Genomic DNA, 19,045 nt, shown 5'->3' with positions numbered 1-19,045 from the left:
CTGGGCGAACTGGTCGAGGTCGACAGCGCGGACCGGATGTTCACCGCCCCGCGCGAACGCCGCACGCAGGATTACATCACCGGCCGCTTCGGCTGAACGAGGGAGTGGGAATCGTGCCACGCGAACACGCGCACACCGTCAGCAGCTACGAGCAGGAACTGGACCGGATCCGGGCGATGATGGCGCGGATGGGCGGCATCGTGGAAAACCAGATGGCGCTGGCGATGGCCGCGATCGTCGATCGCGACGAGGGCGCGGCCGCCGGCGCCTCGGAATGCGACCCGCAGGTGGATGCGCTGGAACGCGATGTCGAGGCGCTGGCCATCCGCCTGCTGGCGCTGCGCGCGCCGCTGGCCGGTGACCTGCGCGAAGTCGTCTCGGCGCTGAAGATCACCGGCGACCTGGAGCGCATCGGCGATTGCGCGGCCAGCATCGCGCGGCGCTCGCTGCGGCTGGACCCGGCCGACGGCCGGATCTCGCTGGGCGGCCTGCGTAACATGGGCCGGCTGGTGCAGGAAAACCTGCGCCGCGCCATCGACGCGATGGGCCAGCACGACAGCGAACGCGCGGTGGAGGTCTGGCAGTCCGACACGGTGGTGGACGAGCTGTATACCGCGATGTTCCGCGAACTGGTGACCTACATGATGGAGGACCCGCGGACGATCCGGTCGTGCACGCACCTGCTGTTCATCGCCAAGAACCTGGAGCGGATCGGCGACCACGCGACCAACATCGCCGAACGGGTCTATTACGCCGCCACCGGCGACCTGCTGCCGGTCGTGCGGCCGCGCGGCGGGGCGGTGGTGTGACGGGGTGCGGGGCGAGGGGATATCAGGCAGGATGACGGACGCGCACGAGGCGCGGGAGGGTACGGCGCGCAAGCCCTACCTCCTGGTGGTCGAGGATGACGAGGCGCTGCTGATGATGCTGCGCTACAATCTGGAAAAGCTGGGATACGAGGTCGGCGTGGCCGAGGACGGACCGTCGGCCCTGGCGCAGGTCGCCCTCCGTCGTCCCGACCTGCTGTTGCTGGACTGGATGCTGCCCAGCCTGTCGGGGCTGGATGTCTGCCGCCGCCTGCGCGAGCAGGAGGTGATGCGGACGCTGCCCATCATCATGCTGACCGCCCGTGCGGGCGAGGCCGACAATATTCGCGGCCTGGACATCGGCGCCGACGATTACGTCGTCAAGCCATGCAGCATCGAGGCGCTTCAGGCGCGCATCCGTGCCCTGCTGCGCCGCGCGCCGCCGGCGGACCATATGCTGCGCTTCGCCGACGTGACGCTGGACACCGTGGCCCACCGGGCCGAACGCAATGGACGCACGCTGGCATTGGGGCCGACGGAATACCGGATCCTGGAATTTTTCCTGCGCCATCCCCGGCAGGTCTTCTCGCGCGAGGATCTGTTGCAGCGGGTATGGGAACGCGGCGTGCATGTCGAACTGCGGACCGTGGACGTGCATATCCGCCGCCTGCGCCTGACCCTGAACGGACCGGGCGAATCCGATATCGTCCGCACCGTCCGGGCGGCGGGCTACGCGCTGGACGACCCCAGCCAATAACGCACGTGGCAAGGGCGGGCCGGGCTTGCCCGCCCGGAGGCGTGCCGGCACAGAGTCATTCATAATAAGGATCGGGCGGCAGACAGGGCATGAGCATGGCCGGATTCGGGTCCGAGAACATCCTGGCGGGGGCCGCGCTGCTGGCGGCGGCGGTGATGGCCTGGCGCGTCATGGCGTCCCGTGCCGGCCGGCGCGCCGATGCCCTGCCGAAGACCGATATCGACCCCGCCCGCGCCGCCCCGCCGTCGGCGGATGCCCTGTCGCGGCTGATCGAGACGCTGGACCTGGTGCCGGCCGCGATCCTGGTGCTGGATGCCGGCGGGCGCATCCTGCATGCCGGGCCGGGGGCGTGGGAACTGTTCGGCGACAGCCTCAGCGCGATCATCCGTCATCCGGCGGCGCAATCGGTACTGCTGCGCCTGCGCGACGGCGATCGGGGCGAGGTCGACATGCTGCTGGACGTGCCGGTGCGCCGCGCGGTGCGCGGGCAGTTCCGGCGCGTGCGCCTGGCGCATGGCGAATCGGTGGTGCTGGCGACCCTGCTGGACTGGAGCGAGCAGGACGCGGTGGAACGCATGCGTACCGACTTCGTGGCTTATGCCAGCCACGAACTGCGTACCCCGCTGGCGGCGCTGATGGGCTTCATCGAGACGCTGCGCGGCCCCGCCGCCGACGACCCGCAGGCCCAGCAGCGCTTCCTGGGCGTCATGGCCGCGCAGGCGGCGCGGATGCAGCGCCTGCTGGACCGGCTGCTGATGCTGTCGCGCGCGCAGATGAGCGAGCACCGCAAGCCGCGCGGGCAGGTGGACCCCGCCGAGACGATCGCGCGCGTCCGCGACGAGACCGCGCCGCTGCTGGCGGGCGGGCCGGCCACGCTGCATGTCGATGCGCCGGACGGGCTGCCGGCCTTTCCGGGCGACGCCGACCAGATCGTGCAGGTGCTGCTGAACCTGATCGAGAACGCGATCAAGTACGGCTCGGGCGCGGACGACCGCGCGGTGCGGATCGGCCTGCGCGTGCGCGTCACCGCCCCCGGCGAGGGCGGAGCCGCCCGGCCGGGGATCGCCTTCACCGTCACCGACAACGGGCCGGGGATCGAGGCCCGCCACCTGCCGCGCCTGACCGAACGGTTCTATCGCGTCGAGGGCACCGCCGCGCGCCGCACCGGCACCGGGCTGGGGCTGGCGATCGTCAAGCACATCATCGACCGCCACCTCGGGCGGCTGGCGATCGACAGCGTGGTGGGGCGGGGGACATCCTTCACCGTCTGGTTTCCGCTGGGCGATGGGCTGTCATCGAACCGTCATGAAACTATCATGGACACATCACGCCCCCAGCCGGCCGATCCGGGCTAGGACGGGGCCGGGTCCGGGGGATGCCATGCGTGTGCGCCCGGGCCGGATTTTCATATTCGTCCAGGGGATCGGAAACCCGATGCGTCGTCCTGTTACAGTGTTTGCCGCCGTCCTGCTGGCGGCCAGCCCCGCCGCCCTTTCCGCCGCGCATGCGGCCGCCATCACGGGCGCCGGCTCCAGCTTCGCCGCCCCGATCTACGAGGCCTGGGGCGCGGCCGGCCGCAGCGCCAGCGGCGTGACCGTGAATTACCAGAGCGTCGGTTCCAGCGCCGGACAGAACCAGATCCTGGCCGGCACGGTCGATTTCGGCGCGTCCGACGCCCCGATGGACCCCGCCAAGCTGGAAAAGGGCGCGCTGTTCCAGTTCCCGACGGTCATGGGCGGCATCGTGCCGGTCGTGAACATCCCCGGCGTCGCCCCCGGCAAGCTGCGCCTGACGGGCGAGGTCCTGGCCGGGATCTATGCCGGCGACATCGCGTCGTGGAACGATCCGAAGATCACCGCCCTGAACCCCGGCGTCACCCTGCCGGACCTGCCGATCGCCACCGTGCATCGCGCCGACGGGTCGGGCACGACCTTCGTGTTCACCTCGTACCTCGCCGGCGCGTCGCAGGCATGGCATGACGGCGCCGGCGCGGGCAGCTCGATCGCCTGGCCCGGTGGCGTGGGCGCGCGCGGCAACGACGGCGTCGCCGCGTCGGTACGCAACACCGAAGGCGGAATCGGCTATGTCGAATACGCCTATGCCAGCCGCAACCACATGACGACGGTGCAGCTCAAGGACAAGGCCGGCGACTTCGTGACCGCCAACCTCGACAGCTTCTCGCGCGCCGCCGCCGCCGCCGACTGGAAGGGTGCTTCCAATTTCGCGGTCGACCTGCTGGACACGGCGGGCAAGGGCGCGTGGCCGATCGTCTCGGCCACCTACGTGCTGGTGCCCAAGCAGCCGAAGGACGCGGCGCAGGGCGCCGCCGTTCGCAAATTCTTCGGCTGGGCCTTCGATCATGGCGACGGCATTGCCCGCGGCCTGGATTATGTCGTCCTGCCGGCCGCGGTGAAGACGTCGATCCGCGCGGCCTGGTAATCGGCTGCGACACGATACGGAATGGAACGGGGGCCTTCGGGCCCCCGTTTTTTTTGTCGGGCAGCACGGTCGGGCGCTGCCCGAACCCGGCAGGGCCGCGGCCCCTGCATCCCATTCGTTTCGTAAAGCGCCGGGTTCCAAAGGACGCGGCCCTCTGGTGGGTCAAGGGCAACGCCCTTGCCGTCGGACCAATCGGCCCGATGCTCCGCAAAACGGGCCTGGATGAATGCCTATGGGGCGCTGCCCTTAAACCCGCCACAGGCGACAGGATTTTGAAAACAAATCCGTTTATCCCTGATGGGGGGCCGCGGCCTCAGGCCGGCAGAGCCCGGCCTTTCATTGCGGCATATGTCGTTGATGTCAGTCTGTCATCAAACAGTCATAAAACTGTGGTTGAATCATAACACGCAGATCACTTCAGGCAGGTTACCTAGCCGTCATGTTTCCTCCCTGGAATGGATGAGATGCAGCTTCGATCCACACTGTCCGCCCTGTTTTGCACGACCGCGCTTCTGGGCTCCATGTTCACCATTCACCCGGCCTCCGCCGCCGGCGCGCGGGACCCGCAGCTCGAAGAGCTGCGCCGCGAGATGCAGGAAATGCGGGGCCAGATCAAAATCCTGAAGGCCCGTCTGGGCGAGCCCGAGATCAACGCCGGCGACGCCCGCCGCGCGCGTGTCGCCGAGGCGGCCCGCCGGGCCCGGATTTCTCCGGCCATGGCGCATGACATCCATATCGGTGACGCGGTGGCCCCTGGCTCCGGCCTGGGCAAGGGCCTGTCCGGCGTGGGCACGCCGCCGCCCGATCGTGGCATCGTGTCGTCCTGGCTGGAATTCCAGGCCGCGAACGTCAAGGACGAAAGCGTGCATGTCGGTGGCGTGCGTATCGGCTTCCCGAACGGCCGTCCGACCTTCTCGACCGACGACGGCGCCTATGCCTTCTCGGTCGGCCTGGCCTTCCACGAGGATTTCGGCGGCTTCTTCGGCCAGGGCGCGCCGCGCGGCAACGAGACGGGCAGGCCGCCGGGCTTCACCCAGAACACGCGCCGCATGCGTCTGTTCTTCTCGTGGCGCTACAAGGACTGGGTGGCCAACGTGACGCCGGACTTCGGCGGTTCCAACGAAATGGCCGCGGGCGGCAGCGCCACGGCCCAGTACCTGTATGAAGCCAACCTGAACTACGCCGGCTTCAAGAACACGGTGCTGACGGTTGGTTACTTCCAGCCGCGCGTTACGGAAGAAGATTCCGAAAGCTCGAACGACTTCATGATGATGGAACGTCCGGGCATCACCGATGTGGTCCGCAAGATCGCGGCGGGCGACGCCCGCTTCAGCGTCGGCGGCATGCATTTCGACAAGCGTTGGTGGATCGGGGCCTATTTCACCGGCCAGTCCTACGGTGCGCGCGCGGCGAACACCGCGACCATCAACAGCCAGACCGGCGGCACGTTCCGCTTCGCCGGACGTCCGGTGGCGACCAAGAATGTCGACGTCCATATGGGCGTGTCGGCCATCAGCGCCTTCCATCCCACGCTGGTCGGCGTCGCCGGCACCAACAGCGGCAACTACAATTACGGGACGCTGAGCGAGCCGCCGGAACTGAACTTCGGCGCCAACGGCGTCGCCGCCACGCTCAACAACGTTTCCGACATCTGGGCCGCCGGTCCGGAACTGGGCATCCGCTACAAGGATTTCCTCATCAAGTCGGAATACTACCACATCGGTGTCGATCGCTCGCACAGCACCCCCGGCACCTATCTGCCGAGCTATAATTTCCAGGGTTACTATGTGGCCGGCAACTACACGCTGTTCGGCCAGGGCCGCCGCTACAACTTCAGGGAAGGCGCGTTCAGTGCGCCGGGCGTGCTCAACGAGTTCAATCCGGCGGCGGGCCAGTGGGGCGCGCTGGAACTCTCCGGCCGCTGGAGCGTGACCGACCTGAACGACAAGGGCGCGGGTACGACCGGCATGGGCGGTCGCGAGACGATCTGGTCGGGTGGCCTGAACTGGTATCCGAACCGCCATTTCCGCGTGATGGTGGACTACAACCGCATCCTGCTCAGCCACAGCCCCACCTCGTGGGCCACGCATGGCCGCGACCTCAACTCGTTCGCCGCGCGTATCCAGGCGGCGTTCTGACGGGACGGCGCCGGCCCTTCCACACGGAAGGGCCGGCGTGGAAGGGCCTCGCCACATGTGGCGGGGCCTTTTTTCGTTTGAGGCTTGCCGGCGCGCGGTTTTCCCGCGACCGGTCAGTAGCGGATCATCTGGCTGAGGAAGTCGCGCGCGCGGTCGGTCCGGGGCCGGGTGAAGAAGTCCTCGGGCGGGGCGGATTCCAGGATGCGGCCCTGGTCCATGAAGATGATCCGGTCGGCGATGCGCCGGGCAAAGCCCATTTCATGCGTCACGCACAGCGTCGTCATGCCGTCGGCGGACAGGCTGGCCATGATGTCGGCGACCCCCGACACGGCCTCGGGGTCCAGGGCGGCGGTGGGTTCGTCGAACAGCATTACCGACGGCTGCATGCACAGCGCACGGGCAATGGCCACGCGCTGCTGCTGGCCGCCGGAGAGCTGGATGGGATATTTGCGGGCCTGGTCGGCGATGTTCACGCGATGCAGGAAATTCATCGCCAGGTCCTCGGCCGCCTCGCGCCCGGCCTTCTTCACCACCCTGGGCGGCAGCGCGCAGTTTTCCAGCACGCTCAGGTGCGGGAACAGGTTGTAGTTCTGGAACACCATGCCCACCGTGCAGCGCAGGCGCGTCAGTTCGGTCGTCTGGTCGATCCGTTCGCCGTCGATCACGATCTCGCCGGCGTCATGGGGTTCGATCCGGTTGAAGCAGCGGATCAAGGTCGATTTGCCCGACCCCGACGGCCCCAGGATCACGATCTTCTCGCCCCGCGCGACGCTGAAGGACACGTTCCGCAGGACCGCGAAATCCCCATAGGATTTCTGCAGGTTGCGGACTTCGATCATCGGGGCGGCGTCAGGCTGCGGCATGGCTGGTGGCCTTCAGGCGGTCGGCCCAGGCAAAGCGCCGTTCGATGCGCTTCTGGACCCAGAGGAAGAAGAACACGATCAGCAGGTAGTAGATCAGCGCCGCCGCGTAATATTCGGTAAATTCGAAGGTGCGCGCGACGTTGATCTGCGTCACCGCCAGAAGTTCCTGCAACGAGATGACCGATGCCAGCGACGTCGTCTTGATAAGGCTGATGAATTCGTTGATCGTCGACGGCAGGGCGATACGCAGCGCCTGCGGGAAGATGACATGGCGATAGACCTGCATCCGCGTCATGCCCAGCGCGTCGCCGGCCAGCGCCTGCCCCGGGTCGATCGCCTGCAGCGCCGCGCGGTTGATTTCCACCTGATAGGCCGCCTCGTTGATCGACAGCGAGATCCAGGCGGCCAGGAACGGCGTGAACCACGCTTCGCGGAACACCGGCAGGAATTGCGGCAGGGCGTTCCACACGAACAGAAGCTGCAACAGGGTCGGTGCGGCGCGGAACAGCGCGACATAGGCCCGGATCGCGGATTTCAGCAGCCCGTCGCGCCCGTTCATCACCATCGCCATCGGAACGGCCAGCCCGATCGCGGTCAGGTGCGACAGCACCGCCATCGCCAGGGTGATCGCCGCCCCCCGCGCGAAGGCCGGCGACACCAGCGCCGAGGCGAAGGTCCGCCAGTTGAAGCCCGAGGCCGCCCGCGCGGTGCTTTCCTGTGCGCCGCCGCCGGGTATGATCCGCCAGCGTTGCAGGATCGGCGTCATCTGGCCGCTGTCGCGCAGGGCGGCGATGGCGCCGGCCAGCGCCGCGCGGTCGCGCGCGTCCTTGCGGATATAGATCGCGAAATTCCGGAATTCGGGGTAGTCGGGCTGGAAGATGACCGACACCTTGCCGTTCAGCTGGGTCTGGCGGAACGCCAGTTCGACATCCTGGCTGACGAAGGCGAAGGCCCGGCCGATCAGGACCTGCTGCACCACCTGGTCCTCGGTGGGATATTGCTGGATTTCGATCGGCGGCCGGCCGGCGGCGGCCAGGGCCACATTTTCCTGCGCGACGCGCGCGGCGTAGCTGGTGCCCGATTGCACCGCCAGCACCTTGCCCGACAGGTCGGCCATCGCGGCGATGGGCGCGGTGCCGGCCCGCGCCACCACGACCAGCGACGTCGGCTGGTAGGGCACGGCGTCGAATTTCACCTCGCGCGCCGGCTGGCGGACGACGCCGCTGATGACCATGCCGCAGCGCCCGGCCTCCAGGCTGGGGAACAGGCCGACGAAATCCATGGAGACGAAGCTGACCGGCACATGCCAGTACGCGCCCAGCCGGCGGCTGACGTCGATGTCCACCCCCGCCAGGTCGCTGCTGTCGGTGCCGTTGACGAACGTCATGGGCGGCAGGGTCGGGTTGGTGCAGACCGTCAGCCCGCCGGCGGCGAAGGACGGCGCCTGCGCGCGCGCGCCGGGCGCCGCCAGCAGGCCCAGCATCAGGCACACCCACAGGAACGTTCGGACAGAAAGGGGGCCGGGCATGGATCGTCCTAGCATGTGGAATCCAGGATGGTGCGGAAGGTATCGGTCATCAGGCTGGTTCCGGCGTCCTTCTTCACCACGAAATGCAGCCGGGTGACCAGCGGCGGCAGCCCGTCGCAGGCCAGCCGCCGCACATGGCCGTCGCGGACCAGGGGGGCGGCGAAGGCGTCGGGCAGGAAGCCCAGGTAGATCCCGGTCATAATCAGCATCGCCCGGGAATCGATGGTCCCGGCCGACGCCGCGAAGCTCAGCCGCCGCCGCAGGGCGGGCCAGCCGGGGGCGGTGGCGGCGTCGGACACGTCGATCAGGCGCTGGTCCTCCAGCATGGCCGGCGTCAGCGGGGCGTCCCCGCGGTCGAAGAACGGATGGCGTCGCCCGCAATAGAGATGCAGCGTTTCCGAGACCAGGCCCGTCGCGGACAGCGCCGGCTGCGCGCGCGGCATCAGGGTCAGCGCGGCGGTGGCCCGGCCGTCCAGCAGCGCCTGTTCGATATCGGCGACGGGGGCCGAGACCATGTCGATGAAGATGGCGGGGTGACGCCGCGCGAACAGTTCCAGCGCGCGGACGATGCCGGTTTCGCCGTAGGCCAGCAGGTTGTCGATGACATACAGCGTGAACCGCCCGGACAGGACGCCGCCGGCGACGTTCACCCGGTCGCGGAAGCGGTCGATGTCGCGCAGCAGGTCCTCGGTCGCCTCCAGCACCTGCCGGCCCTCGGGCGTCAGGGCGAAGCCGCCGCGCCCCCGGCGGCACAGCCGGATCCGCAAACGGTTTTCCAGCGACGAAATGTCGATGCTGATCGACGATTTGCTCTTGCCCAGCGCCATTTCCGCCGCCGTGAAGCCGCCGCGCGTCGCTACCGTGCGAAAGACGCGCAGCAACCGCAGATCGACCTCGGCCAACTGGCCGTGGAATCCGGGGGCGGAGCGGGTGGGGTGGGTGCCGTGCCGGGTGGCGGGCAAACGTGTGTCCTTGCAGTCGATGGTCCGGGCAGCATATCACGACCCCGCGCCGGTGATCCATGGCGGACACAGGGCGCGCCCCGGCGGCGATGACGGCGGAACAGCGCGGATTTTCCGTCTTTTTCCGGATATGCAAACTTTACTTTGCCCAATTCATATTTGATCCGCAACGATGGGGTGGCCCTGTCGAAAGGGACCGGGGGACGCGGGACGATGCGGCCGGACCTGTTTCGGCGACCGGTAACGAGAAGGATCCCTATGGCCGACTCCACCTTCACCACCCTGCCGGTCGTCGACGTGGCGGGCCTGTTCAGCGCCGACCCGGCGGACCGGCAGGCGGTCGCCGCCGCCCTGGGCGCCGCCGCGCGCGACGTGGGGTTCTTCTACATCGCGGGGCACGGCGTCGATCCGGCGCTGATCGACGGGCTGGCCCGCGCGGCGCGCGATTTCTTCGCCCAGCCGTTCGAGAAGAAGATGGCGCACTATATCGGCGACTCGGCCACCCATAAGGGCTTCGTCCCAGAAGGCGAGGAAATCTACGGCGCGGGCCGCCCCGACCATAAGGAAGCCTTCGACATCGGCTTCGAGGTGCCGGCCGACCATCCGCTGGTGCTGGCCGGCACGCCCCTGCTGGGGCCGAACGACTGGCCGGACCTGCCGGGGTTCCGCGCGGCCGCGCAGGCCTATTACCAGGCGGTGTTCGCGCTGGGCCGCACCCTGTTTCGCGGCTTTGCCCTGGCGCTGGGCCTGGACGAGCACTATTTCGACGGCCACGCGCAGGCGCCGCCCTCCAAGCTGCGGATGATCCACTACCCGTTCGACGACGACGCGCGGGACGCGCCGGGCATCGGCGCGCACACCGACTACGAATGCTTCACCATCCTGCTGGCCGACCGGCCGGGGCTGGAGGTGCTGAACGGGCAGGGCGCGTGGATCGACGCGCCGCCCATCCCCGGCACCTTCGTCGTCAATATCGGCGACATGCTGGAGGTCATGACCGCCGGCGCCTTCGTCGCGACCGCCCACCGCGTCCGCGCGGTGCGCGAGGAACGCTATGCCTTTCCGCTGTTCTACGCCTGCGACTACCACACCCGCATCCGCCCGCTGCCGCACTTCGCAGGCGCGGAGCCGGGGCAGTACGACGCCATCGGCATCGGCGAGCATATGTGGGCGCAGGCGTTGCAGACCTACCGCTATCTCGGCCGGCGGGTGGCCGAAGGCACGCTGGCCCTGCCGCAGGGCGCGCGCCGCCCCGCCAGCTTCGGCCATCTGAAGGCCCCGGAGTGATGGCCGGTCAGGCCCCGTCGAAGCGGGAAATGGGCGCGTGGTGCAGGTGGGGCAGCACGTAGCGGGCGAACAGATCGCCTTCGGCCTGATGCGGATAGCCGGACAGGACAAAGGCCTCCAGGCCCAGCGCCTGGTAGGCGCGCAGCTTGGCCAGCACCTGGTCGGGGTCGCCCACGATGGCCGCGCCGCAGCCCGAGCGCGCGCGGCCGATGCCGGTCCAGAGATGATCTTCGATATAGCCGTCGGCGTCGGCCGCCTGGCGCAGCGCGTTCTGCCGCGCAACGCCCGCCGACGTCCCGTCGAGCGAGCGGCTCCGGATCGTTTCCCCCACATCCGCGTCCAGCCGTGACAGCAGGCGGGCCGCCGCGTCGCGCGCGGCGGATTCGCTCTCGCGCACCACCACATGGACGCGATAGCCGAAGCGCAGGGTGCGGCCCGCCCGCGCGGCCCGCACGCGCATGTCGTCCAGCACCGCCCGCACGCCCTCCAGCGTGTCCGGCCACATCAGATAGACATCGGCGCCCGCCGCCGCCGTGTCCCGCGCGGCTTCGGACAGGCCGCCGAAATAGAACAGCGGGGCGCGCCCGCCATGCGCCGTGAGGCGCGGCGGATCGACCGCCAGCCGATAGAACTCCCCCTGGATATCGACCGGCCGGCCGGACAGCAGATCGCGCAGGATGCCCATATATTCCAGCGTGCGGCGGTAGCGCGGGGCGCTGTCCAGCGTCGCGCCCGGCAGGTCGGACGAGATGATGTTGATATCCAGCCGCCCTTCCGCCATCTGGTCGAGCGTGGCGATCTGCCGCGCCTGCTGGGGCGGCCAGACCTCGCCGCAGCGGATGGCCGTCAACAGGCGCATCCGGCGGAGCAGCGGCGCGACGCCGCCGGCAAAGGCGATGGTGTCGATCCCCATCCTGTAGCCCGACGGCAGCAGGATCCGGTCGTAGCCGCCGCTCTCGGCGCTCAGGACGATATCGCGGCAATGCTGCCACGACGACAGCAGCGCCGGGTCGGACACCCCCAGAAAATCATAGTCGTCATCACACAGGGCAGAAAACCAGCTGACCTCGCAGGCGCGCGCCACGGACGAATGCATTTCGGATATCCCACTACAACGATTGGTTATTGTTATTTGCGGCGAAGTTTATCCCGATATATATGTCATTCATTATAAATGCAATCAGAGGGCGTACAATGCGTTTTGCACTTGTTGGAACCGGCCATATGGCCCAGGAGCATATCCGCACCCTGGCCCTGGTCCCGGGTCACGACGTCGTCGCCCTTGTCGATCCGGTGGCCGCGTCGCTGGAATGGGCGCGCCGCAGCCTGGCCGGGACCGGCTACCCGGCCCCGCATGCCGTGCCGGGCTTCGCCGACGTGCCGTCGATGCTGGACGCCGTGCGCGCCGACGCGGTCATCGTCGCGTCGCCCAACCACACGCACCATCGGGTTCTGGAACCCCTTCTGGCCACGGACCTGCATATCCTGTGCGAAAAGCCGCTCTGCACCACCATGGCCGACGCGCAGGACATCGTGCGGCGCAGCCAGGGGCGGAAGGGCATCGTCTGGGTGGGCATGGAATATCGTTTCATGCCGCCGATCGCGCGCTTTATCGAGGATATCCACGCCGGCCGGACGGGCGTGCTGCGCCGTGTCGCGCTGCATGAGCATCGGTTTCCGTTTCTCGACAAGGTCGGGGACTGGAACCGGTTCAATCGCAATACCGGCGGGACGATGGTCGAGAAATGTTGCCATTTCTTCGACCTGATGCGTACGATCGTCCGTGCCGAGCCCGTCCGCGTCTTCTGTTCGGGCGCCGCCGACGTCAATCACCTGGACGAGCGCTACGGCGGCGAACGGCCGGACATCCTCGACAACAGCTACACGATCGTGGATTTCGACAACGGCGTGCGGGCCATGCTGGACCTGTGCATGTTCGCCGACGGGTCGGAGGAGCAGGAGCAGCTTGTCGCCATCGGCGACCGGGCCAAGCTGGAAGTCGGCATCCCCAGCGGGGTCGTGACCTGGTCGCCCCGCGTGCCGCCGCACGCCCCGAAACCGGTGACGCGCGAACGGATCGCGGTGCGGGAGGACGTGCTGGCGGCGGGCCATCATCATGGCGCGACCTATTTCCAGCTTCTGGCCTTCCTGGAGGCCGCGGCGGGGCATCGACCGGTGCAGGTCACGCCCCATGACGGGCTGGTGGCGGTCGCGATGGGCACGGCCGCCGAAATCAGCGCGCGCGAAAAACGTGTCGTGCAGATCAGCGAACTGGTGACATTGGAGCCGCGTGCCGCCGGCGCGGCGTCATGACCGTTCGGCCGTGACGCCACGCACCGGCGCCAGAACGGCCAGCACCACCCACGCCAGCGCATAGGCCACGGCGCAATAGCCCAGCATGGGCATGAGGCTGCTGCCGGGTGCTGCGAAATGCCCGGCGAGGCGCAGCGCCAGGGCCCCGCCGATATTGCTGCAGAAGGCGCCGATGCCGGTCGCCCGACCCACGCGCGAGGTCGGCACCAGTTCGGTGACGAAGCCGAACAGATTGGCGGCGAACATCTGATGCGCGGCCAGCGCCAGGCCCGCCAGGGCCACCGCCACCGGCAGCGCGGATGTCACCAGCAGCAGCGGCAGCGGCAGGACGCACAGCGCGGCGAACCCCATGACGACCCGCCGCGCATATTCATGCCCGCGCCGGGGGAACTCCGTCGCCAGCCGGCCCGGCAGCCATCCGCCCAGAACCGATCCGACCGCCGCCATGGCATAGGCCACGGCCAGCGGCACGCCCAGTTGCTCCGGCCCCAGCCCGAAGCGGCGGTGCAGGATGTCCGGCAGCCAGAACAGCAGGAACCACCACACCGGGTCGGTCAGGAACTTGCACAGCGCCAGCCCCGTGACGCGACGCCAGACGGGCAGCGTTCCCGGGACATGGTCCCTGGCCTCGAGGGGCGCGTCGCCGAAATCGGCCAGGTGGGTCGGGACCGCATACAGCCACAGGGCGGCGAGGAAAACCCCGACCAGCCCCACGATGGCGATGGTGCCGCGCCATCCGAAGGCCGGGAACAGAAGGCTGACGACGATGGGGGTCGCCATCGCCGCCAGGTTGGGCGATGCGTTCAATATGCCGATGACCCGCCCGCGCTGGGCACGGGGAAAGGCCGTCACCATCTTCATCGTCGCGGGCGTGCCGATCCCCTCGAACACGCCCAGGACGACCCGCAGCCCCAGAAACCCCTGCACGGTGCGGAGGGTGGCGTGCAGGGCGGTCGCCAGGCTCCACCCCGCGACGCCGACGCCCAGCGTCACCCGCACGCCCCACCAGTCCACCAGCCAGCCGCTGACCAGCAGGCTGATCGCGATGGCGATCTGCGACCAGGACGAGATCAGCGCGTAATCGGCCGCCGTCCAGCCGAATTCCTGGTCCAGTTCCGGTTTCAGCAGGGCGATGATCTGGCGATCGGCATAGGCCACGATGCCGATCGCAAACATCAGCACCAGCAGCAGGAGCGGCCGGTTCGAGGAAACCGCCATCGTCCGATACGGCCTTGCCGCTGGTGTCTGCGTGGTCACCGGTCAAAAATCCTTGTGAAGGATGAAGCCGCCGTACCGCGAGAAGTCGCGCGGCACCCAGGAGGTGACGCCACCCATGCTGCCGTAGGACAGGAAGGACTGGTAATGCGAGTTCAGCGCGTTACGCAGGACCAGCGTCAGCCGCAGCCGGTGGGGACGGTCTTCGATCGAGGTGCTGAGATTCCAGATACCGTAGGCTTTCTGGATGGTGTCCGAGGTTTCGGTCAAAGAGTTCTGGGTGCGGCTCTGCCATGTGTAATCGCTGTCCAGCGACCAGGTGAAGCGATCGTTCAGCGGGCGGACATAATCCGCATTCAGCACGAACTTCCAGCGCGGGGCGAAGGGCAGGGGCTTGCCGTTCACGTTGCACGACGACGGCGCGCCGGGCGGGCAGTTGAACTGGTCGATGACGGCGTAGGTGTAGGCGAAATTGCCGCCCAGCGTCAGGGCGCGCAGGGGGTGAACCGCGATGTCGCCCTCGACCCCGCGCGAGGAGACGCTGCCGGCGTTAATCAGGCGCGCGACCGTCGCACCGGCGACCTGATCGAGGAAGTTGGCCTGATAGTTTGAAAAATTCTCGATGAACGCGGCAAAATTGGCCGTCACCCTGCGATGGGCGAACTGCGATTTCAGCCCGATTTCAAAACTGTCGTTCTGTTCGGGGCGCAGGGCCTGGGTGTCCGTGCCCTGCATGTTGAAGAAGACGTTGTAGGCCGGGCCCTTGTAGCCATGCGAATAGGTGAAATACGTATGGATGTCCTGGGTCAGGTCGTATTGCAGCCCGATCCGGTCGACATAGCCGTTATGGGCGGTCGAACCCTGCGAGACGAAATTCGGCCGGATGGCGGTGACGGCCACCAGCGAGGTCGATTGGCGCGCCATGGAGTACGACAGGTCGTCGCGCAGCAGGCGCAGGCCGAGAATGGCCCTGAAATTGTGCGTGAAGTTCAGGTTTCCTTCGGCGAAGGCGGCATAGTTGTTGCCTGTCGTGCCGAAATGCGCCCGGCCGGTGGCGCCGCCGCCGCCAAGGGGTTGCAGGGTGCGGAGATAATGTTCGTCATCCACCGCGTGCAGGTAATACAGGCCGGCCACATAGTCGAAGAAATGCCCCTTGGGCGACGCGATGCGGACTTCCTGCGACGCCTGCCAGAAATCCAGGTCTCCACGGTCGGCGATCTGCGGAATGGTCGGAAAGGCGCGGCCCTGCTGGTCGTAATCCTGGATCTGCGTGTTCCGCCAGCGCCGGTATGCCGAGATCGCCGTCAGCGCATACGCGCCGAACTGCCGGTCCAGGGTGACGGACGCGCCGCCATTGTGATCGACCGAGCGGCTGCGGACGTTGCTGGCGATGGTCGTATTGTCGCGCGACGGCACGATGCCCTGCGACGCCAGGGCCTGCGCCAGGTTCGCGTTCGGCGTCACGATCCCGGACGGATAGGCGACCTGGGAACTCGAGACGAAGACCCCGGTCGGTATCGCATCATTGGAATACATGTAGTCCAGCCCGAGGGTCACGCGCGTCCGGGCATCCGGGGTCCATGCCAGCTTTCCCCGCGCGCCGCGATGTTCGTAGCCGTTGACGGTCTGGTTGAGAGTGACGTTCCTGACGTTGCCGTCGAACCCGCCCACCAGGAACGCGGCGTTCGCCGTCAGCACGTTCGGCACCAGGGTGCCCGACGCCCCGGCCGCCAGGCGGTACTCGTCGCCCGAGAAATAGGAGGCGTCGGCATAGGCGTGGAATGCCTTGGTCGGCTGGGCCGTCACGATGTTCACGGCCCCGGCCGACGCGTTCTTGCCGAAGAGCGTCCCCTGCGGGCCGCGCAGCACCTCGATATGATCCAGGTCCAGCAGGTCCATGCTGACCTGCCCCGAGCGCGCCAGGACCACCCCGTCGATGACCGTCGAGACCGAGGGTTCGACCCCCGGCGACGTCGAGATGGTGCCGATGCCGCGCACGAAGACGGTGCGGTCCTTGGCGGAGGCGCTGGTGCGGAAGTTCGCCGCCGGCACGTACTGAAAAATACCCTGCAGGTCATGCACGTTGTCGCGGGCGGCCTGGCGCGCGGTATAGATCGAGGTCGCGACGGGCACTTTCTGCAGCGGCTCGCTGCGCCGGCGCACCGTGACCGTCACATCCTCGGGCGTCGCCTGCGGCGCCGATGCCTGCGGTGCGGGGGCGGCCGCCCGGCCGGCGTGGACGTCGCCAAGGCAGAGCAGGGCGCAACTGGCCAGCAGGGGGGCATGCAGCCCTTTCCCCGCGTATGTTCCGGCGAAAACGCGGTTTCCCCGCGCCTTTTTATGCCCCGGCCCTACAACGTATTTCAATCGTGGAAATCCCTATATGCGTGACGTTTCGCGTCATTAATCTAATTTACTATTATAATGTCAATATGCATAAAACCTCGCGGTGCGAGTCATATATCCCCCTTCGCACCGTCTCCCCATGTCGCAGGGTATATGGGATTTTTATCTTGCACATGAGATTATCTCATATATAACGAAAATCAATCGTTATTCGACGAGATTAACACGATCGGATTCGTACAATCCGATTCGTTACCTGCCAGGCGGAATGGAGCGGCATATGGTGTTGGGTGGTTTTCCCGCGGTCGATGAAAAGGCGGTCATCAGCAAGGTGGGCGGGAACATAGGCGCGGAAATCAAGGGGATACGCCTGGATGCCGATCTGTCGGAGCCCCTTGTCGCCTTCGTCAAGGACGCGCTTCTGAAGCACAAGGTCATATTTTTCAGGAACCAGCAGCTGACGGATGCCGCGCAGGAGAAGCTGGGCGCGCGCTTCGGCACCCTGGTCTCCCACCCCACGGTGTCCAGCGCCGAAGGGACACGCTACATCTTCGAGCTCAAGGCCAGGAAGGGCCGGGCGGCCAATAGCTGGCACGCGGACATGACGTTCATGGACGCCTATCCCCAGCTCTCCATCCTGCGCTGCATCCATCCGTCGCCCTATGGCGGGGCGACGCTATGGGCCAATACGGCGGCGGCCTACCAGTCCCTGCCCGTTCCCCTGAGGGAATTCGCCGACAAGCTCTGGGCGCTGCATTCCAACAACGAGTACGACCATACGGACCTGATCGCCGAGCGCGACGGGGAGTTCATCGCATGGCAGCGGACGGTCTTCGCCGCGCGCATTTTCGAGGCGGAACATCCGGTGGTGCGCGTGCATCCGGAAACCGGGGAAAAATGCCTTGTCCTCGGGCAGTTCGCCAAGCGCCTGCTCAACTTCAACTTTCCCGATTCCCGCGCGCTGATCGACCTGCTGCAGTCGCATATCGTCCGGCCTGAAAATACCCTGACGTGGCATTGGCAGGCGGGGGATGTCGCGATCTGGGACAATCGCGCCACCCAGCACCGGGCCGTCGCCGATTTCGGCGAGGAGCACCGCGAACTGCATCGCGTCACCGTCGAAGGCGACGTGCCGGTCAGCGTGGACGGGCGGAGAAGCCGGCAGGCCATTGCCGGACAGCCCAATCCGTCCGCGGCGATCGACTGACCCCACGGGGCGGCCCGCCCCTGGAACACCTGTAACAGAACAGGACGGTTTTTCCGTTCTTCCATAAGGATGGCATTATGACTTGGACACCGGCGTCCGACCGTTACGCCCAGGCGACTTTCCGGCGCTGCGGCCGGTCGGGACTGGATCTGCCCCCCATTTCCCTGGGGCTGTGGCATAATTTTGCGGACACGGACGTTTTCGCCACGGGCCGCGCCGTCGTGCGTCGCGCCTTCGATCGCGGCGTCACGCATTTCGACCTGGCCAATAATTACGGAACGCCCTACGGCTCGGCCGAGGAGAATTTCGGACGCATTTTCCGCAAGGATCTCGCAAGCCATCGCGACGAGCTGATTATCTCGACAAAGGCGGGATGGGACATGTGGCCCGGCCCGTACGGCAATGGCGGATCGCGTAAATATCTTCTGTCGTCCCTCGACCAGAGCCTGAGCCGCCTGGGCCTGCCGTATGTGGATATTTTCTATTCCCATCGCCCCACGCCGGACGTGCCGTTGGAAGAAACCATCGGCGCGCTGATCCACGCGCACCAGCAGGGCAAGGCGCTGTACGTCGGCATTTCCTCCTATGATTCCGACAGCACCCGCAAGGCCGCCGCGATTCTGGAAAGCGCCAAGGTGCCCCTGCTGATTCACCAGCCGCCGTATTCGCTGCTCAACCGCGCGATCGAGGCGGACCTGCTGGATACGCTGGGCGCGCTGGGCACGGGGTGCATCGTATATTCGCCGCTGGCCCAGGGCGTCCTGACGGGCAAATATCTCGATGGCGACGTTCCCGCGGGGTCGCGGGCCGCGACAAGCCGGTTCCTGTCCAGGGAAAGCCTGACGCCCGACCTGCTGGAGCGCCTGCGCGCACTGAATGCGATCGCCCGGTCCAGGGGGCAGAGCCTGGCGCAGATGGCCATCGCCTGGACGCTGCGCGACCCGCGCGTCACCTCGGCCCTGATCGGCGCCCGCGACGTCGAACAGCTCGACGACTCCCTGGACGCCCTGAACAATCTGTCCTTTTCTTCCGAGGAACTGCGGTCGATCGACCGCCATACGTCCGGCGCATGACGCGACCATGACCTGACGGGGGGCGCCCGCTTCCGATCGCGGGAGCGGGCGTGGAATTCGGGTGGGCGATGGGCTAACGTCCCCCGATCTCCATTCTTCCCGACCCCGCCC

At 67.3% G+C, this 19,045-nt stretch carries 15 protein-coding genes and 1 pseudogene; 10 read left to right on the top strand and 6 right to left on the bottom strand.

Annotation, left to right across the window (positions count from 1 at the left end):
- The 6 genes and pseudogenes from HLH21_RS17005 to HLH21_RS09735 form a co-directional block, all read left to right on the top strand.
- Positions 1 to 96 (top strand): annotated as a pseudogene (locus tag HLH21_RS17005) (phosphate ABC transporter ATP-binding protein); the annotation flags it as partial.
- A 17-nt stretch (positions 97 to 113) separates the two neighbouring features.
- A complete protein-coding gene (gene phoU / locus HLH21_RS09755) occupies positions 114 to 809 on the top strand; it encodes a phosphate signaling complex protein PhoU (RefSeq protein ID WP_182943559.1) in 696 nt (231 codons plus the stop codon).
- Positions 810 to 840: 31 nt separating this feature from the next.
- Positions 841 to 1,563, top strand: a complete 723-nt coding sequence (locus HLH21_RS09750; RefSeq protein WP_182943558.1) for a response regulator — start codon at positions 841 to 843, stop codon at positions 1,561 to 1,563.
- A gap of 95 nt (positions 1,564 to 1,658) precedes the next feature.
- Complete coding sequence (locus tag HLH21_RS09745; protein ID WP_182943575.1) at positions 1,659 to 2,918, top strand: ATP-binding protein; 1,260 nt, start codon at positions 1,659 to 1,661, stop codon at positions 2,916 to 2,918.
- A 79-nt stretch (positions 2,919 to 2,997) separates the two neighbouring features.
- A complete protein-coding gene (pstS, locus tag HLH21_RS09740; RefSeq protein WP_182943557.1) occupies positions 2,998 to 4,002 on the top strand; it encodes a phosphate ABC transporter substrate-binding protein PstS in 1,005 nt (334 codons plus the stop codon).
- 455 nt (positions 4,003 to 4,457) lie between these two features.
- Entirely contained in the window at positions 4,458 to 6,140 is a 1,683-nt protein-coding gene (locus HLH21_RS09735; RefSeq protein ID WP_373319694.1) for an OprO/OprP family phosphate-selective porin, read from the top strand.
- 113 nt (positions 6,141 to 6,253) lie between these two features.
- Here HLH21_RS09735 and HLH21_RS09730 read toward each other — a convergent pair whose 3' ends face one another.
- From HLH21_RS09730 to HLH21_RS09720, 3 genes are read right to left on the bottom strand one after another with little or no spacing between them, the layout of a single operon-like run.
- Positions 6,254 to 6,979, bottom strand: coding sequence for an amino acid ABC transporter ATP-binding protein (locus HLH21_RS09730; protein ID WP_182943574.1), 726 nt, complete (start codon positions 6,977 to 6,979; stop codon positions 6,254 to 6,256).
- A 10-nt stretch (positions 6,980 to 6,989) separates the two neighbouring features.
- Entirely contained in the window at positions 6,990 to 8,531 is a 1,542-nt protein-coding gene (locus HLH21_RS09725; protein ID WP_182943555.1) for an ABC transporter substrate-binding protein/permease, read from the bottom strand.
- 8 nt (positions 8,532 to 8,539) lie between these two features.
- Positions 8,540 to 9,493, bottom strand: a complete 954-nt coding sequence (locus HLH21_RS09720; RefSeq protein WP_182943554.1) for a LysR family transcriptional regulator — start codon at positions 9,491 to 9,493, stop codon at positions 8,540 to 8,542.
- A gap of 258 nt (positions 9,494 to 9,751) precedes the next feature.
- On the opposite strand from HLH21_RS09720, the gene HLH21_RS09715 reads away from it, so the two are divergent.
- Positions 9,752 to 10,780, top strand: a complete 1,029-nt coding sequence (locus HLH21_RS09715; protein ID WP_182943553.1) for an isopenicillin N synthase family dioxygenase — start codon at positions 9,752 to 9,754, stop codon at positions 10,778 to 10,780.
- Positions 10,781 to 10,787: 7 nt separating this feature from the next.
- Here HLH21_RS09715 and HLH21_RS09710 read toward each other — a convergent pair whose 3' ends face one another.
- A complete protein-coding gene (locus HLH21_RS09710; protein ID WP_182943552.1) occupies positions 10,788 to 11,876 on the bottom strand; it encodes an LLM class flavin-dependent oxidoreductase in 1,089 nt (362 codons plus the stop codon).
- A 62-nt stretch (positions 11,877 to 11,938) separates the two neighbouring features.
- Here HLH21_RS09710 and HLH21_RS09705 point away from each other — a divergent pair, with 62 nt between their 5' ends.
- A complete protein-coding gene (locus HLH21_RS09705; protein WP_343065125.1) occupies positions 11,939 to 13,093 on the top strand; it encodes a Gfo/Idh/MocA family protein in 1,155 nt (384 codons plus the stop codon).
- Here the strand turns inward: HLH21_RS09705 and HLH21_RS09700 are convergent.
- The gene (locus HLH21_RS09700; RefSeq protein ID WP_182943550.1) at positions 13,088 to 14,311 is read right to left on the bottom strand and encodes an MFS transporter; all 1,224 of its coding nucleotides are present in this window, start codon (positions 14,309 to 14,311) and stop codon (positions 13,088 to 13,090) included. The two genes, HLH21_RS09705 and HLH21_RS09700, sit on opposite strands and share 6 nt — an antisense overlap.
- A gap of 42 nt (positions 14,312 to 14,353) precedes the next feature.
- Positions 14,354 to 16,675, bottom strand: coding sequence for a TonB-dependent receptor (locus HLH21_RS09695; RefSeq protein ID WP_246379513.1), 2,322 nt, complete (start codon positions 16,673 to 16,675; stop codon positions 14,354 to 14,356).
- Positions 16,676 to 16,934: 259 nt separating this feature from the next.
- Between HLH21_RS09695 and HLH21_RS09690 the strand changes: the two genes are divergently transcribed.
- Complete coding sequence (locus HLH21_RS09690) at positions 16,935 to 17,861, top strand: TauD/TfdA dioxygenase family protein (RefSeq protein ID WP_182943549.1); 927 nt, start codon at positions 16,935 to 16,937, stop codon at positions 17,859 to 17,861.
- Positions 17,862 to 17,938: 77 nt separating this feature from the next.
- Positions 17,939 to 18,934 carry an L-glyceraldehyde 3-phosphate reductase gene (gene mgrA / locus HLH21_RS09685; protein ID WP_182943548.1) on the top strand — a complete coding sequence of 332 codons (996 nt, stop codon included), beginning with the start codon at positions 17,939 to 17,941 and terminating at the stop codon, positions 18,932 to 18,934.
- Positions 18,935 to 19,045 lie beyond the last annotated feature (111 nt).

This window comes from Gluconacetobacter johannae (genome assembly GCF_014174305.1).
GTDB classification, from domain to species: domain Bacteria; phylum Pseudomonadota; class Alphaproteobacteria; order Acetobacterales; family Acetobacteraceae; genus Gluconacetobacter; species Gluconacetobacter johannae.
This window is presented reverse-complemented; position numbering and strand designations above follow the sequence as displayed.